A 15,791-nucleotide genomic window follows, 5' to 3' on the forward strand; every position below is an offset into this window, starting at 1 on the left:
GCCGCGGATCGCCGGTCAACGACGAGCTGACGCATGTTTGTGCGCGGAAAACGCGCCATCGGCCGAGGTCAGACCCGGTTTCCCCGCGCTACCCTCAGCACCGGGCCCGGCTGGTCACCGGCGCAGGTCAGGGCCGGGAAAACCGCCGCACCTGTCACGCGGCAGACATCGCCCGAGCCTCGACGGGCGAGCCGGCCGAGGCGAACGCCGAGGCTATGCGGTATAGCCTCGAACAAAGGGATCGGCCCTCTGGAGCGGCAATGGGAGACGAGGGAAACCTCGCGAGGGCGGCGAGTCCCCTGACGGCTCTCGGCGCCGAGGACCGGATGCTCGCCGCAGCCCTGCAGAACGCGGTGCGCGAGCTGCGGGCAACCACCGCTGCCGCGATGCTCCCCTTGGAAGACGGCCGGACGCTGTCCAACGTCGTCGTGGTCGGCGACCCGCTGTCGATCTTCACCGTGGCGGACCGGCATCCGGTCGACGACGACCGGTACACCGGAGCCGTCGCCTACCGCACCGGCCGCCAGTGTGTCCGCGTCCGGACACAGACGCCCAGTGGCGTCCGCCCGGCCATGCCGTTCCCGTACGCGATAGTGGCCACCCCGTTGGTCGACGACGAGGAACGGTCCTTCGGGGTCATCGTCCTCATGTGGGCCGACCCGGTCGAATGGGCGGCCACATCGGCCAGGATGCAGCACCACTGCCAGAGCGTTGCAGAGGATCTCTCCCGGGCTCTGCGCGTGCGCGCCGGCGTGCCCCCGCGAAGACGCCACCCCGTAGCGCCGAGATTCGTCCTGGCTCCTCCCGCGGAGGAGGACGCCCTGCTGGAGTCGGTGAGCCTGTCGCTCGTGTACCAGATCGGCCGACTCACTGCCGAGCTGAGCTCTGCCCCCGGTCTCCGGGACGTCGTCGAGACGGCGATCGAGCGGATCATGGAACCCTTCGGAGCCAGGTGTCTGGCCATCTCGGTCATCGACGAAGGGCGGCCGCGCCTGCTCGGCTACAGCGGAGCGGGCCCCGCGCTCGCCGCGCGACTCGCGAACGCTTCGACGGGCGCGTTGGAACAGGAGACGACCACCGGCCCACGTCCACCCCCGGAGCGGCCCCTCTTCTTCGAAGCCGTGGACACGGACGAACCGATCTCGGCCTACTGCCTGCTCCCTTTGGCGATCGACGAACACGACACCGGAACCCTCGCCCTGGGCTTCGACCACCAGCGCACCTTCAGGGCGGAAGAACGGGCCGCCCTGGCCACGGTGGCACAGCTCCTGGCCCAGTCCATCGGCCGGGCGCGGCAGTTCGAGGCCGAACGCCGGCTGGCCCAGGAACTGCAACAGGGGCTGCTGCCCCATGCTCTCCCACACCACGCGGAAGTCGACATCGCGGCCCGTTACGTGACGGCGACGACCGGTACCGTCGGCGGCGACTGGTACGACGTGGTCAACCTCCCCGACGGCGCTCTCGGCCTGGTGATCGGCGACGTCGAGGGACACACACCACGTGCGGCCACGACCATGGGCCAGATCCGCAGCGCGATCCGCGCCTACGCCGCCGAAGGCCACCGCGCGGCAGACGTGCTCACCCGCACCAACCGACTCCTCTCGGAGCTCGGCACCGACCTGCTCGCCACCTGCTGCTGCGTATGGCTGGACCCGGAAGCCGAATCCGCCGAAATCTCGTCCGCGGGACACCCGGCACCGCTGCTCGGCCACATCGGCCGGCCCTTCACGGTTCCCGAACTGCCGCAGGACATACCGCTCGGCGTGCGGCCCGACACCGCCTACGGCTCTGCGCGGGTCCCGCTCCCCGCGGAAACCGTCCTGGTCCTGTACACGGACGGGCTGGTCCACTCCCACACGATGCCGCTCGACGACGGTCTCCAGGCGCTGTACGCGCGCCTCACGGCACCCGGCGAACCGAGACTGGAGATCCTGGCCGACCGCCTGCTCGACATCACGGGCACCGGCGGCCGACGGGACGACGACGCGGTGGTGTTGATCGCCCAGTTCCTGGGCCTGGACGCCGACCGACGCCAGCGAGTGGCACGGACGTTCGTCCAGCGTCACGACCTTCGTGCGGTCGCCGATGTCCGCCGGTTCATGCGTACGCAGGCACGGTCATGGGACTGGGAAGCCGTCTCGCCCGACCTTGAGCTGGCCGTCACCGAACTGGTCACCAATGGTCTGGTGCACGCCGACAGCGAGGTCGAGGTCCGGCTCCGGGAGTACAGCAACCGGCTGCGCGTCGACGTACGCGACTCCGATCCTCGGCCACCCCTGCCGGCACCTGTGCTCGCCTCGGGGGAGACGGACAGCGAGTCGGAACACGGCCGGGGACTCCTCATCGTCGATGCCCTGGCCTCGTCCTGGGGCAACTCCCCCAGTGGGCGCGGCAAGTCGGTCTGGTTCGAACTGACCAGACCCTGACCGCTTCCGACGACCTGTTCACCTCGCGGCTGTGGCGTACTGCCCCAGCAGCGACCGCAGTCGGCTGCGCCCCCTGTGCAGCCGGGACAGCACCGTCCCGGTGGGCGTCCCCATGATGTCCGCGATCTCCCGAACGGTGAAGCCCTGGACGTAGGCGAGATACAGGGCGATCCGGCAGCCCACGGACAGCGCTTGGAGCGCGGCCTTGACATCCGCGTCGGGCAGCCGGTCCAGTGCCTCGGCTTCCGCGGAACGCAGACCCGTCGAGGTGTGCGACTCGGCGCGGGCCAGTTGCCAGTCCTCGATCTCGGCGGTGGCGTCGAGCGGTGGTCGGCTCCTCTGTGCGCGGCGGGAGTTGAGGAAGGTGGTGGTGAGGATGCGGTAGAGCCAGGCTTTGAGGTTCGTGCCGGGGCGGAACTGGTGGAACGAGGCATACGCCCTGGCGTATGTGTCCTGGACCAGGTCCTCGGCATCGGCATCGGCCGGATGACAGGTCGTGCGAAGGGCAGCGAAGTACAGGCTGTCGAGGTACTCCACGGCGGATGCGAAGCCGGCCTGCCGGTCCGCTGAGAACTCCCCTGCTGCCGGGGCCCGTTCGGTTGTGGTCATGATGGCTCCCTCCGGGAGTGCGGCACCGACCTGGCCTCAGGCTTCGGCCACCGGTATGTCGGAGACGGACTGCGTGAAGCGGGGCAGCGCGGCGACCCCGACGGCGAGGACGGCGACGATGCCCATGTGCAGGTACTCCACCGCGGCGAAGGCGTGTGAGACGCCATGCGGTACGAGGCCGATGTACAGCGTGCCGAGCGTGGCCACGCCGAGCGCGAGCCCGCTCTGCTGCAGGGTGATCAGCGTGCCGCTGCCGATGCCGCCGAGATGGGCGGGCACATCGGCGAGCACACTGCGGAACAGTCCGGCGAACAGCATCGACTGCCCGGCCCCGGCCAGGGCCAGGGGGGCGGCCATGGCCCACAGGGAGACATGCGGCCAGGCCGTCAGGAGGACCGCAACCAGCCAAGCCAGCCCGGCCAGTTGCAGCACGGCGCCGACGGACATCGCAGCCCGTCCGAAGCGGGAGATCAGCCGCGGGGCGAGGACGGAGCCGGCGAAGAACAGCAGGGCCATCGGCAGGATCGCCAGGCCGCCGTGCAGGGCGTCAGCATGCAGCCCGTCCTGGACGGTCAGCGCGAAGACGAACATGAACGCTCCGAAGCCGATGCTGAAGGCCAGCACCATGACCAGTCCGCGGGACATCGACGGCAGCCGCAGCAGCGACGGCGGCAGCAGCGGAACCTCGCCGCGCCGCTCAGCGCGCTTCTCGACCACATAGGTGACGGTTCCCAGGACGACAGCCAGGGCGAGCAGCAGCCAGGTCCACCAGGGCCAGCCGAGCGAGTGCCCCTCGGTCAGCGGAACGAGCAGGGCGACGAGCGTGGCGGCGAACAGGACCGTGCCGGGCAGGTCGATGCCGACCGGGTGCTCGGACCGCGTGGCCGGCACGATCCGGGCGGCGACCAGCAGGACCACCAGCCCGATGGGCACGTTGACCAGGAAGATCGGCCGCCAGGAGGTGCCGGCGATGTCCGCGCCGACCAGCAGCCCGCCCACCAGCTGACCGACGACGGCGGCGATGCCCGAGGTCGCCCCGTACAGGGCGAGGGCACGCGCCTTGCGTTCGCCGTCCAGGGTGTGATGGAAGGTCGCCAGCACCTGCGGCACCAGCAGCGCGGCGGTGGCCCCCTGGACGATCCGGGCCGCGATCAGCACGCCGACACCCGACGCAAGTCCGCAGGCTAGCGAGGCCAGGATGAAACCGACGAGCGCGGCGAGGAAGAGCCGGTGACGGCCATACCGGTCGCCGAGTCGGCCGCCGAGCACCAGCAGGGCTGCGTAGGCGACGCCATATCCGGCGATCACCAGCTGCAACGAGGCCGCCGAGGCGTGCAGGGAGCTGTCGATGCTGGGCAGGGCGACGTTCGTGATGAAGAAGTCCATGATCGGCAGAAAGGCGCCTGCCAGAAGGATCAACACACCGACTGCGGACAGCTCCACGGTGTGGTGCCTCGCCCGGTGTCCGTGGGCACGTGTGTGCGTGGTGGCCATGGCCGACCTTCCAAAGAGGAGTTACTTACTCGCGCTCGCAACTATAAATTTGCTCGCGCTCGCAATCAATGCCCACCCACCCCTCCCGGGAAAAACTTACTCGCGCACGTAACTTCTTACCTTCCCGCGACGCGACCGCGCTCGAACCCGACACCCGGGGCAGGCACGAGCGCCCCACAGCCGTGCAGACGGCCCCTACGCCGATGCCGCCACGCTCACCGCCTTCACCCAGCCGGCCGTTGAGCATCGACCATCCGAAACGGGAGCGAGGATCCGATACCGCCAAGCGATGAGGGGGGGAAATCCCGCAACCCGGCGTCACCCCCACTTCCCGCACCCTCCGGTGCATGCAGGTCACGAGCAGCAGGCGCGGCCAGGAGTCAGGGGTTCCGCGCGATGCGCTGGAACGCAACGGCGAGCTTGCCGAGGTCGACCCCTTCGAGCCGGTCGAAGAAGTGCCGGCGGACGCTGGCCTCGTGCACCGGCGCGGCCTCCCGCAGTCGCGCCAGACCCGCCCCGGTCAAAACGGCGTTGAACGAACGGGCGTCCTGAACGGACTGCTGCCGCCCGACGAGACCTTCGGCTTCGAGACGCCTCACGGTGCGCCCCACGGCGGAGGGCGACTGCTGACAGAGTTCCGCCAGGTCACTCAGCCGCATGGTGCGCCCGGGCGACTCGGAGAGGAACATCATGGCGATGTACTCGGCATGACTCAGCCGCTGGGACTTCTCCAGGTCCTCGTCGAAGACCCGCATCAGTGCCGCCATCGCCGGACGGAGAGCCCGGATCACACTCCGCTCGTCATCGGTCAGGCCGACGGCATCATGGTCCCGCATGCATCGCAGCATACATGATAGTTACTGGCGCAAGCAATCTTACTGTGTCACCCGACATCGAGGTTCCAGCACCCTCGTCGGCAACAGGGCGTTCGACAAGCTCCCATTGGCGTACGGAGCCGAAAGGGCGTCCGTCAGCAGTGGGAGTCCTCTGGGACTTTCCTGGGACTTCCGGCCCCATCGACCGGCACGAGCGTGAAACAACCGAAAGGTCATTCGCGCAGGTCAGGGGCCATCGCGCACCCATCGCGGCAGGTCACAGCGCTCACTGGTCTCTTCCGGTACATCTGACCGGCTCGGACGATCTTGATATCCACTTCATGCAGACCACGCCACACGGCCCTGACCTGCAAGAAAAGGCCGATCAGCGGTACGTCCCGCCAGGCGGGAGCAGCGGCCGAACTTTCTTCTCAGGTGCCCTGTAGGGTTCCAGAAGTGACGTACAGTATCTGACCAGGCACTTTGCGACTCCGGGCGATCACGGCAAGCTCGGACCCCATGGCGCTGCGCATGCTCTACCTGGTCTTCCTCCGACTCCTCGGACTGCTCCTGCTGCTCTCCCGCTCGCAGCAGTCCAAGGACGCCGAGCTGCTCGCGCTGCGCCACGAGAACGCGGTGCTGCGCCGCCAGCTCGGCGTCCGGCCACACCTCACCTGGCCGGACCGCGCAGTGCTCGCCGCCCTCGCCCGGCACCTACCCTCCCGGCTGCGCCGACACCGCCTGTTCACACCCGGCACCCTGCTCACCTGGCACCGGCGACTACTGCGCTGGAAGTGGAAGCAGAAACCCGCACGGACCGGCCGCCCGCCGATCTCCGAGGAACTCACCGCCCTGATCCTGCGCCTGGCCCGCGAGAACCCGACCTGGGGCTCAACCCGTATCCAGGGCGAGCTGCGGCGCCTAGGCCACCGCGTCGGCGCCTCCACCATCCGACGAATCCTGCGCAGCGCCGGCCTCGGCCCCGCACCCAGACGAAGCCGCGGCGCCCCGACCTGGCGCGAGTTCGTACGCGCCCAGGCCTCCGGCCTGCTCGCCGCCGACTTCTTCCACGTGGACACCGCCGCGCTGACCAGGCTGTACGCATTCGTGGTCATGGAGGTCGGCACCCGCACCGTGCACATCCTCGGCGTCACCGCCCACCCGACCGCAGCCTGGGCCACCCAGCTCTCGAGGAACCTCCTCGCCAACCTCGCAGACCGCGCCGCCCGCTTCCGCTACCTGCTACGCGACCGCGACAGCCGCTACACCCAGGCGTTCGACGCCGTCTTCACCGCCGACGGCATCGAGATCCTGAAGAGCACGCCACAGACACCGCGGATGAACGCCCACGTGGAGAGGTTCATCCGCAGCGTGCGGGCCGAGTGCACCGACCGGATGCTGATCTACAACGAGCAACACGCACGGAGTGTCCTCGCCGAATACGCCGAGCACTACAACTCCGGAAGGCCGCACCGGGCCCTGCACCTTCGCGCACCAGCCGACGATCCGGACGTCATCCCCTTCCCCGCCCAACACATCCAGCGCCACGACGTCCTCAGCGGACTCATCCACGAGTACCGCGACACAGCCTGACGAAGATCACGACAGTCTGGCGAAGGCCCAGCTCAACGCATGTGCGGGACTTTTGGCACCCAACAGTGTTTGTCCTCAACCTCGGCACCGTCACCCTCGAAGAACAGATCACGGCTCTCGGCCGCCGCGTCGCCAAGATCCCGCAGATCAGCGAGGACGAATGCCTCGACGCCATCGACGCCGCAGAAAAGGCGGAGTGATCTCGGACGGCCCGCGTGATCACGCGGGCCGCCCAGGCCGCCGAACTCTAGTCGTCGAAGAGTTCCTCGAAGATCTTCCGCAGGGTCTCCCGGGCGGTCCCTTCTGCGGCGCCCCGCGCGAGGGAGTTCCTCAGCCCTGAGGACGCGTCGTGAGCCTCCCCGACGGGAGCCGCCGGCCCTTCACTGACCGACGTTTCCTCACTGCGGTCGTCGGCCGGAGGCTGGGCAGGACGTCGACGGCCGAGAACGCTCTTGATCTTGTTGAGCAGGGACATGTGTCTTCCCTCGATACGAACCGAGGGGTGAGAGAAGGCGCGCTACTCGAAGCCCTCCCAGCGGGCGCGCGTGATCCCTCCCGCACCCAGGGCACGGGAAGGGGCTCTCAACTGAGAGAAGAAGCGAGCTGATGGGGCACAGGTCGCGTTCCACGACCTCCCTGCCCAGGCAGCCGGGCATCGGGCAGCAATCCGATGACCGCCATGACCAAGGCGATGGTGACCCAGATAAACGGCAACGCCCCGAGCCGCCCCAACAGGGGCAGAACCCCGGGGCGTTCACGCTTCGACGACGGTTGCATGACCCCAATCATGCCTCATCCGCGACACCCATCACTCCAACGCTCAGCCCCGGCGGGCGAACGTCAGCTCTTTAGTTCGGAGAAGACCAGTTCCCGGTAGCCGTTGCCGGTGATGTTGCTGTAATGGACGAAGATGTCGGGCCCGCCATCCTGGGTGATGAACCCGAAGCCCTTCTCGGCGTTGAACCACTACTGGCGGCCGACCGACACGGGACAGTCCGGCTGCACGCGGGTGGTCGCTCCCCCGCCGACGAGTGGAAGGGGCGATCGAAGGCCGCATTCGGTCGGCCTGAAGCCGTTGAGCATCCGGTCTCGTGGGGCGACCGGCCGAGATCGCTGTCGGCGGCCTGCTCGTCCAGGGCGTCCGATGAACGACTTCCGTCTCACACAGCCACGGCACCCGGTCTCCGGAGCGGCGACATCCCCGCATGCGGAGGGAGGTGGAAGGCTTGAGGCATGGCCCTTCGAGCGCGGCTGGACTTGCGGCATTCCTGGCGGCCGGGTCACGCACCCGCGCTGGTCGTGATCCCACTGGGGCTGATCGTCACCGCTTGTGTGGTCGATGTGCTGGCTCCCCCGCACATCCACCTCGGTCCACTGCTGGTGGCAGCACCCGCGATCACCGTGGCGTTCGCCGGTGCCCGCGTGACAGCGCTGATGGGAGCTCTCGCGGTGGCGGCCCAGGTGCTGATCGGCGTGCTCAGAGGGGTCCTGCCCACCGCCAACATCCAGGTCCAGGTCGCTGCCCTGATCGTCGTCTCCACCGTCTGTGTCACCTTCTGCGTGGTGCGGGACCGGCGCGAGCGGCAGTTGCACCGGGTGCGGTCGGTGGCCGAGGCAGCGCAGAGTGTGCTCTTGCAGCTACTGCCCACACACGCCGGCACGTTGCGGATCGCCGGCATGTACATCCCCGCCGAGGAAGAAGCCGACCTGGGCGGAGACCTGTACGCGGCCGCACGGACCGCCCACCACAGCACCCGGCTCCTCATCGGCGACGTACGCGGCAGCGGCTTGCCCGCGATCAACAACGCCGCTCTGCTGCTCGGCGCCTTCCGCACGGCCGCCCATCGGCAGGCCACCCTCCCCCGCCTCGCCGTCCACCTGGACGGCGCGTTCCGCTGGGACACCAGCCAGTGGCGATCACAGACAGAGCAGGACACCAACGAGGACTTCGCCACTGCCATGCTGCTCGACATCCCCGACCACGATCCGGTCGTCCACCTCATCTCCTGCGGCCACCCACCGCCGCTCCTTCTGCGGGGGAATAAGCTCACCCCACTCGTGGCCGAGGCGAGCCACCTTCCGATCGGATTCGGCGGGGTCTTCGGCATCGCCGCCTACGACGTCCAGACCTTCCCGTTCGAGGTCGGCAACTCGCTGCTCCTCTACACAGACGGCGTCATCGAAGCGCGCAATGCCGACGGCGTCTTCTACCCCTTCACCGAACGGGCGACGGAGTGGGCCAAGGACGACCCCGACGATCTGCTGCGCCATCTCCAGCAGGACCTGCTGGCCCACGTCGACGGACACCTCAACGACGACGCGGCCGTAGTCGCGATCCGCCGCCTGGCAGTCTGATCCCCGGCCGCCAGACTCCGCTCGTCCTCGACCAGGCCAGGACCTGTCAGCCCTGGCAGTGATGGCATGCCTCCCGTCGTGCTCGGCGACCTCGCATGGGAACGGGTGCGCAGCCCGGACCGGCCGGCGCATCGAAACGCCCTGGCCAGACGCTTTCTCGCTGTTCGGCTCAGCACAGATGCTGGGCTCTTCCGGGTGTGAGACTCTGAGGCGACCCGAGCCCGAAGGACCCAAGCGCGAAGGACTCAACCGACGTGACTGACACTCTTGCGCCAACGGAATCCTGGCTCCGCAGCGCTGGCAGGTCGAGCACAAGCTCAGGGAAGAGCCGGCCCAAGGTCATAGCGTTTTCCGCTTGACGGTGGCCAATGCCTCAGCTTGGCGTTTAACCTCGCGGGTCACTCGTCCTGCTGACCTGCGGTTCTTCACGGGACAGCGGAGACGGCCGTTCTCCACGCTTCGAGATGTCGAGTCACAAAGCACGAGAGAACGGCCGCTGCCCATGAGTCTGCCTGTCGGTGTGCCCGGAATCGAGGCGTTGGGCCTGTTGTCCCGCTTTCGGGTCGAGTTCTACGAGTGTCTCTACAAGCGCGCGGATGCGCTCTTCGAGCTCACCGACGCGGTGCTGTGCACGGACGGGCCGGTGAAAACCCTGGTCGAGCTCTCCTTGGCGGTCGAGCACCGGCGCGGACACGGTGCGCTGTACGCGGCCCTGGACCGTGGATGGCTGGAGCCGACACGGTTGCGCCGCACGCTGGCGGGCATGCCGCTGCCGAAGGCGGCCGACGGGCGGATCGTGCTCGCCGTGGACGTGTCGCACTGGCTGCGACCCGACGCTCCCACCAGCGGCGACCGGCTCTTCTGTCATGTCTACGGACGCGGCGACCGCAGCTCGGACCAGCTGGTGCCCGGCTGGCCCTACTCCTTCGTTGCGGCCCTGGAGTCCGGCCGCACCTCCTGGGTCGCTCTCCTGGACGCGGTCCGCCTGGGCCCGGCCGACGACGCGACGACCGTCACTGCCGACCAACTCCACGATGTCGTCGAGCGGTTGACGAGCGCAGGCCACTGGAGACCCGGCGATCCGGACATCCTGATCGTGATGGACTCCGGCTACGACGTCGCCTACCTGACCCACGCTCTCGCCAACCTGCCCGTCGTACTGGTCGGGCGCCTGCGCTCGGACCGGGTCATGCTCCGCGACCCCGGCCCCGCCCGGTCGGGTCCCCGGGGCGGGCGCCCCCGCCGGCATGGCGGCGTCCTCACGTTCAAGAAGCCCGACAGCTGGCACGATCCCGACGTCACGACCGCCACGGACACCACCCGCTACGGCACGGCCACCGCGACGGCCTGGGACCGGATGCACCCCCGGCTCACTCACCGCGGCCCCTGGCTGAACCACGCCAAGGAAGAACTCCCCATCCTGCACGGCACGTTGATCCGCCTGAAGGTCGAGCGCCTGCCCGGTGACCGTGACCCGAAACCGGTCTGGCTGTGGTGCTCGGCCACCGCCGCCGCACCGGCGGACGTGGACCGCTGGTGGCAGTCCTTCCTCCGCCGCTTCGACCTGGAGCACACCTTCCGGCTGATGAAACAGACCCTGGGCTGGACCGCCCCGAAGGTCAGGAACCCCGACACGGCCGACCTGTGGACCTGGCTGATCATCGCCGCCCACACCCAGCTCCGCCTCGCCCGGCCCCTCGCCGAGGACCTCCGTCGTCCCTGGGAACGGCCCGCAGAACCCCGCCGCCCCACCCCCGCCCGGATCCGCCGGGGGTTTCGCAACGTCCGCGCGACAGCAGCCCGCCCGGCAAGCGCGCCGAAACCGTCCCGACCAGGCCCCGGACGGCCTCCCGGCTCGAAAAACAAACAACGGGCCAGGCGCCACGACGTCGGCAAGACCGTCAAACGCGCCGAATCGATCAAGGAACACCAAGCCCAGCGAGGTTAAACGCCAAGCTGAGTAGGGTCGGGGACTGGCGCGGTGGCTGATGCTCCGTTTCCAGTCCCCGACCCTACTGAGGACAAAGACCAAAGGTCGGCATCGACCGTCGGCGGCCAGATGGACCTTCGTGGTCAGGCCGCCGCGTGACCGGCCAAGGGCATGATCGTCTGGCTCGCCGACTGCAGCCCCTTTTTGCGGGCGCCTGCGGCATGCTGGTGAGCACGCACGAGGGTGGAGTCGACTGCAACGACCCAGTCCAGGTCTTCCTCCGCGTCGGCCTGGGCGAGCAACGCGGTGAAGACGCGCTCCCAGGTACCGTCGATAGCCCAGTTCCGGAACCTGGTGTATTCGCCCTTCCACGAGCCGTATTGGTCGGGGAGGTGCACCCACTGCGAGCCAGTCTGAAACTTCCATGCGATCGCATCGATCACCTGACGGTGATCACGCCACCGCCCTCCCCGCTTCGGCGTCCGGTCCGGCAGCAGCGGCTCAATCCGCGCCCACTGGGCGTCACTCAAGAGCACGCCCGACCAACGATCTGATGATCTGAAAGAAACGCCCTAGGTCAGCACGCTACGGCTGTACCAGTTTGACGTGCTTCCGCTCTTTACGGTGGACGGGACCTGCTCTCTTCCACAAGGACCTCGCGCTGGCCGCCAAGAGGAAGGGCACTGCCGTCGTCAGCGCTCCAGAACAAGTGCAAGCCCCTGGCCGACTCCGATGCAGAGTGTCGCCACGCCCACACCCGAGCCCAAGCCATCGAGTTGGTGGGCGACGGTGGCGGCAAGGCGGGCGCCGGAGGCGCCGAGGGGGTGGCCGATGGCGATGGCGCCGCCGCGTGGGTTGAGGATCGCCGGGTCGAAATCGGGCCACTCGGCGATACAGCCCAGCACCTGGGCGGCGAATGCCTCGTTCAGTTCCAGCGTGCTCAGGTCTGTGAAGGTCCTTCCCGCCCTTGCCAGGGCCCGGTTGACCGCCTCCACCGGGCCGAGGCCGAAGTAGTGCGGTTCGATCGCGCACACCGCACTGGCGCTCACTCGGGCAAGAGGGACACGGCCCGTGGCTTGCAGTCCCTCCTCGTCGACCAGCAGAAGGGCGGCGACGCCGTCGTTCAACGGGGAGGCGTTGCCCGCAGTGACGGTGCCGTTCTCGGTACGGAACGAAGGACGGAGCCTGGCCATGGCTTCGAGGGAGGCGTCGGAGCGGACGCATTCGTCACGGTCGAAGACGACTGGTTCGCCCTTGCGCTGTAGGACCGGCAGCGGCACGACCTCGGCGTCGAACAGACCGGTGGCCTGCGCGGCGGCGGCCTTCCGGTGGCTGGCGAGGGCGAACTCGTCCTGCTGCTCCCGACTGATCTTGTGCTTCTCGGCGATGAGTTCCGCGCTCTCGCCGAGCGGGACGGTCCACTGCGGATCCATCCTCGGGTTGACCATGCGCCAGCCCAGAGTGGTGGAGTACAGCTCCGCGTGTCCGGCCGGGAAGGGACCGTCGGGCTTGGGCAGCACGTACGGGGCGCGGGTCATCGACTCGACGCCACCGGCCAGGGCGATGGAGACGTCACCCAGCGCGATGGCCCGCGCGGCCTGGATGACGGCTTCCAGCCCGGAGGCGCACAGCCGGTTCACGGTCACCCCGGGGACGGTGACCGGCAAGCCGGCCAGCAGCACCGCCATCCGGGCCACATCGCGGTTCTCTTCTCCGGCTCCGTTCGCGTTGCCGAAGAAGACATCGCCGATACGGCCCGGATCGAGTTCGGGCGTGCGTGCGAGGAGTTCCTTGATGACGTGGGCGGCCAGGTCGTCGGGGCGTACCCCCGAGAGAGCGCCGCCGTACTTGCCGACCGGGGTGCGGACGGCGTCGACGATGTAGACGTCGCGCGGGCGAAATCTCATGGGCTGATCCCTTCGGCCATGCGGACCTTGGCAGCGGTTTTCTCCTGGATCTCCTCGGCGGTGACACCGGGGGCGGTTTCCACCAGGACCAGGCTCTCGTGGGCAACATCCAGGACGCCGAGGTCGGTGATGATGCGGTGGACGCAAGCGCGGCCAGTGAGCGGGAGTTCGCACTCCTCAAGGATCTTCGGGCTGCCGTCCTTGGTTGTGTGCGTCATCGTCACGATGACGCGGCGTGCGCCGTGGACAAGGTCCATGGCGCCGCCGATCCCGGTGACCAGCTTCCCGGGGATGGCCCAGTTGGCGAGGTCACCTCGGGCGGAGACCTGCATGGCGCCGAGTACGGCGGTGTCGATGTGGCCGCCGCGGATCATGCCGAAGGAGAGGGCCGAGTCGAAGAAGGAGGCACCGGGCAGGACGGTGACGGTCTCCTTCCCGGCGTTGATGAGGTCCGGGTCGACGTCGTCCTCGTACGGGAAGGGCCCGGTGCCAAGGATCCCGTTCTCCGACTCCAGAACGACATGAACGCCTTGGGGAAGGTGGTTCGGTATGAGGGTGGGAAGCCCGATGCCGAGGTTGACGTACTCGCCGTCGCGCAGTTCCCGGGCCGCGCGGGCGGCCATCTCGTCTCGTGTCCAGGCCATCAGGCCCGCACCTCCCTGGGCGTGACCGTAACCTTCTCGATCTTCTTGTCGGCTGTTTGCTCTGGGGTGAGCCCGACCACACGCTGGACGAAGATGCCTGGCAGGTGGACCTGGTCGGGGTCGATCTCGCCCGGCTCGACGAGTTCCTCGACCTCGGCGATGGTGATGCGGCCGGCCATGGCGGCGAGGGGGTTGAAGTTGCGGGCGGACTTGTTGAAGACCAGGTTGCCGTGCCGGTCGCCCTTGGCGGCGCGGACCAGTGCGAAGTCCGTGGTGATGGCGTGCTCCAGCACGTACTCGATGCCGTCGAACTCGCGGACCTCCTTGGGCGGGGAGGCGAGGGCGACGCCGCCGTTGCCGTCGTAGCGCCAGGGCAGTCCGCCCTCGGCGACCTGGGTGCCGACGCCTGCCGGGGTGAAGAAGGCCGGTGTGCCGCAGCCGCCGGCCCGCAGCCGTTCGGCGAGGGTGCCCTGCGGGATCAGCTCGACCTCCAGCTCACCGGCAAGGTACTGGCGGGCGAACTCCTTGTTGGCGCCGATGTAGCTGCCGGTGACGCGGGCAATGCGGCCGGCGGAGAGCAGCAGGGCGAGGCCGGTTTCCATGGCGCCGCAGTTGTTGGAGACGACGCTGATTCCGCTGACGCCCTTGTCGTACAGGGCCTGGATCAGCGTGTTCGGCACGCCGCTGAGGCCGAAGCCTCCGACCGCGAACGACGCTCCGTTCTGGACGTCGGCCACGGCCTCGGCGGCCGACGCGACCACTTTGCCCCTCGTCATCAGGCCACCGCCGCAGCGATGTCGTCGAGAGCGGATGGACGGGGCGTCGAGAGCGTGATCGGGACCTCGTGTATCCCGGGGCCGAGTTCGTGCGGGATCGGCACGTCCGTGGTGACTGCGAACAGCATGGTGCTTCCTCTGCCGGTAGAGATCGGGGGTCCGTGATCCGCGGGGGGCCGGGTCAGTTCCTGCCGGTCTCGATCAGGCCGGTGAGCTGCGGCAGTACCTGGAACAGGTCGCCGACCACGCCGAAGTCGGCCAGGTCGAAGATCGGGGCCTCCGGGTCGGTGTTGACCGCGACGATGATCTTGGAGGTCTGCATGCCGGCCCGGTGCTGGATGGCGCCGGAGATCCCCGAGGCCAGGTACAGGAGGGGCGAGACGCTCTTGCCGGTCTGGCCGACCTGGTGGGAGTGCGGGTACCAGCCGGCGTCCACCGCGGCCCGGGAGGCTCCGACGGCTGCGCCCAGGGCGTCGGCCAGTTCCTCGACCAAGCGGAAGTTCTCGGCGCCTCCCACGCCGCGGCCGGCGGAGACCACGATCGCGGCCTCGGTCAGCTCCGGGCGGCCACTCGACTCACGCGGGGTGCGGGCGACGACCTTGGTGCCGGTGGTCAGCGCACCGAAGGAGACAGGTAGCTGCTCGACGGTGCCAGGCGCCGGGGCCGGCTCGACGGGAGCCGAATTGGGCTTGACGGTGATGACCGGCACGCCCCAGGTGATACGGGACTTGGTGGTGAAAGAGGCCGCGAACACTGACTGCGTAGCAACCGGTCCCTGCGTGCTGTCCTCGATATCCACGGCGTCGGTGATGATGCCGGAGCCCAGTCGCAGCGCGAGGCGGGCGGCGATCTCCTTGCTCTCGGCTGAGGACGGCACGAGGACGGCGATCGGGTTCACAACCTGGGCGGCAGACTCGAGGGCGTCCGCCTTGGGGACGACGAGATAGTCGGCGAACTCGGGCGCATCAGCCGCTAGGACGCGGGTCGCCCCGTGTTCCGCGAGCACCGGAGCGGCAATCTCCACGCCCGGGCCCAGGTGTACAGCGACGGGATCGCCGATGCGACGGGCCAGGGTCAGCAGTTCGAGGGTCGGCTTGCGGACCGCGCCCTCCACGTGGTCGACGTAGACGAGGACTTCACCCATGGCAATCGTTCTCCTGCGGAAGGTCGGAAGATTCGAGGCGATATGGAGGGCGGTTGCGGGTCCGAGTGGGGACAACTCGATCGGAGACCCGCCCGACG

14 protein-coding genes and 2 pseudogenes are annotated in these 15,791 nt (G+C 68.7%); 5 read left to right on the plus strand and 11 right to left on the minus strand.

Going from position 1 to position 15,791, the window contains the following annotated elements; translation table 11 throughout:
• The first annotated feature begins 260 nt into the window (after positions 1–260).
• Positions 261–2,426: a SpoIIE family protein phosphatase gene (locus tag ACH45E_RS39945; protein WP_361453871.1), complete on the plus strand. Its 2,166-nt coding sequence runs from the start codon at positions 261–263 to the stop codon at positions 2,424–2,426.
• Between the two features lie 18 nt (positions 2,427–2,444).
• Here the strand turns inward: ACH45E_RS39945 and ACH45E_RS39950 are convergent, their stop codons facing one another.
• From ACH45E_RS39950 to ACH45E_RS39960, 3 genes are all read right to left on the minus strand, one after another.
• Entirely contained in the window at positions 2,445–3,035 is a 591-nt protein-coding gene (locus ACH45E_RS39950) for a sigma-70 family RNA polymerase sigma factor (protein WP_361453868.1), read from the minus strand.
• A 36-nt stretch (positions 3,036–3,071) separates the two neighbouring features.
• On the minus strand, positions 3,072–4,421 hold the full coding sequence (locus ACH45E_RS39955) for an MFS transporter (RefSeq protein WP_399042521.1): 1,350 nt from the start codon (positions 4,419–4,421) through the stop codon (positions 3,072–3,074).
• 488 nt (positions 4,422–4,909) lie between these two features.
• Positions 4,910–5,365: a MarR family transcriptional regulator gene (locus tag ACH45E_RS39960; RefSeq protein ID WP_361453865.1), complete on the minus strand. Its 456-nt coding sequence runs from the start codon at positions 5,363–5,365 to the stop codon at positions 4,910–4,912.
• 498 nt (positions 5,366–5,863) lie between these two features.
• Between ACH45E_RS39960 and ACH45E_RS39965 the strand changes: the two genes are divergently transcribed.
• Positions 5,864–6,937, plus strand: coding sequence for an integrase core domain-containing protein (locus ACH45E_RS39965; protein WP_361453862.1), 1,074 nt, complete (start codon positions 5,864–5,866; stop codon positions 6,935–6,937).
• A 65-nt stretch (positions 6,938–7,002) separates the two neighbouring features.
• Positions 7,003–7,137 (plus strand): hypothetical protein, encoded by a 135-nt coding sequence (locus ACH45E_RS39970; RefSeq protein ID WP_361453859.1) that lies wholly within the window; start codon positions 7,003–7,005, stop codon positions 7,135–7,137.
• A gap of 47 nt (positions 7,138–7,184) precedes the next feature.
• On the opposite strand, the gene ACH45E_RS39975 is transcribed toward ACH45E_RS39970, so the two are convergent.
• Positions 7,185–7,412, minus strand: coding sequence for a hypothetical protein (locus tag ACH45E_RS39975; protein WP_361453856.1), 228 nt, complete (start codon positions 7,410–7,412; stop codon positions 7,185–7,187).
• 377 nt (positions 7,413–7,789) lie between these two features.
• A pseudogene (locus ACH45E_RS39980) lies at positions 7,790–7,903 on the minus strand (cold shock domain-containing protein); the annotation flags it as partial.
• Between the two features lie 267 nt (positions 7,904–8,170).
• Between ACH45E_RS39980 and ACH45E_RS39985 the strand changes: the two are divergent.
• Both ACH45E_RS39985 and ACH45E_RS39990 read left to right on the plus strand, forming a co-directional pair.
• A complete protein-coding gene (locus tag ACH45E_RS39985; protein WP_361453854.1) occupies positions 8,171–9,292 on the plus strand; it encodes a PP2C family protein-serine/threonine phosphatase in 1,122 nt (373 codons plus the stop codon).
• Between the two features lie 502 nt (positions 9,293–9,794).
• Positions 9,795–11,240, plus strand: a complete 1,446-nt coding sequence (locus ACH45E_RS39990; protein ID WP_361453851.1) for an NF041680 family putative transposase — start codon at positions 9,795–9,797, stop codon at positions 11,238–11,240.
• A gap of 81 nt (positions 11,241–11,321) precedes the next feature.
• Here ACH45E_RS39990 and ACH45E_RS39995 read toward each other — a convergent pair.
• The 6 genes and pseudogenes from ACH45E_RS39995 to ACH45E_RS40020 form a co-directional block, all read right to left on the minus strand.
• Positions 11,322–11,758: pseudogene (locus tag ACH45E_RS39995) on the minus strand (IS5 family transposase); the annotation flags it as partial.
• Positions 11,759–11,914: 156 nt separating this feature from the next.
• Positions 11,915–13,129 (minus strand): acetyl-CoA C-acyltransferase, encoded by a 1,215-nt coding sequence (locus tag ACH45E_RS40000; RefSeq protein WP_361453848.1) that lies wholly within the window; start codon positions 13,127–13,129, stop codon positions 11,915–11,917.
• Positions 13,126–13,773, minus strand: coding sequence for a CoA transferase subunit B (locus ACH45E_RS40005; RefSeq protein ID WP_361453845.1), 648 nt, complete (start codon positions 13,771–13,773; stop codon positions 13,126–13,128). Before ACH45E_RS40005 ends, ACH45E_RS40000 begins: the two co-directional genes overlap by 4 nt.
• The gene (locus tag ACH45E_RS40010) at positions 13,773–14,549 is read right to left on the minus strand and encodes a CoA transferase subunit A (RefSeq protein WP_361453843.1); all 777 of its coding nucleotides are present in this window, start codon (positions 14,547–14,549) and stop codon (positions 13,773–13,775) included. The genes ACH45E_RS40005 and ACH45E_RS40010 overlap by 1 nt, the downstream gene beginning before the upstream one ends.
• Positions 14,549–14,677, minus strand: coding sequence for a hypothetical protein (locus tag ACH45E_RS40015; protein WP_361453840.1), 129 nt, complete (start codon positions 14,675–14,677; stop codon positions 14,549–14,551). Before ACH45E_RS40015 ends, ACH45E_RS40010 begins: the two co-directional genes overlap by 1 nt.
• Before the next feature lie 53 nt (positions 14,678–14,730).
• Complete coding sequence (locus ACH45E_RS40020) at positions 14,731–15,693, minus strand: electron transfer flavoprotein subunit alpha/FixB family protein (protein WP_361453838.1); 963 nt, start codon at positions 15,691–15,693, stop codon at positions 14,731–14,733.
• Positions 15,694–15,791: the final 98 nt, after the last annotated feature.

Source organism: Streptomyces sp. NPDC020299 (assembly GCF_044387825.1).
Taxonomy (GTDB): Bacteria; Actinomycetota; Actinomycetes; order Streptomycetales; family Streptomycetaceae; genus Streptomyces.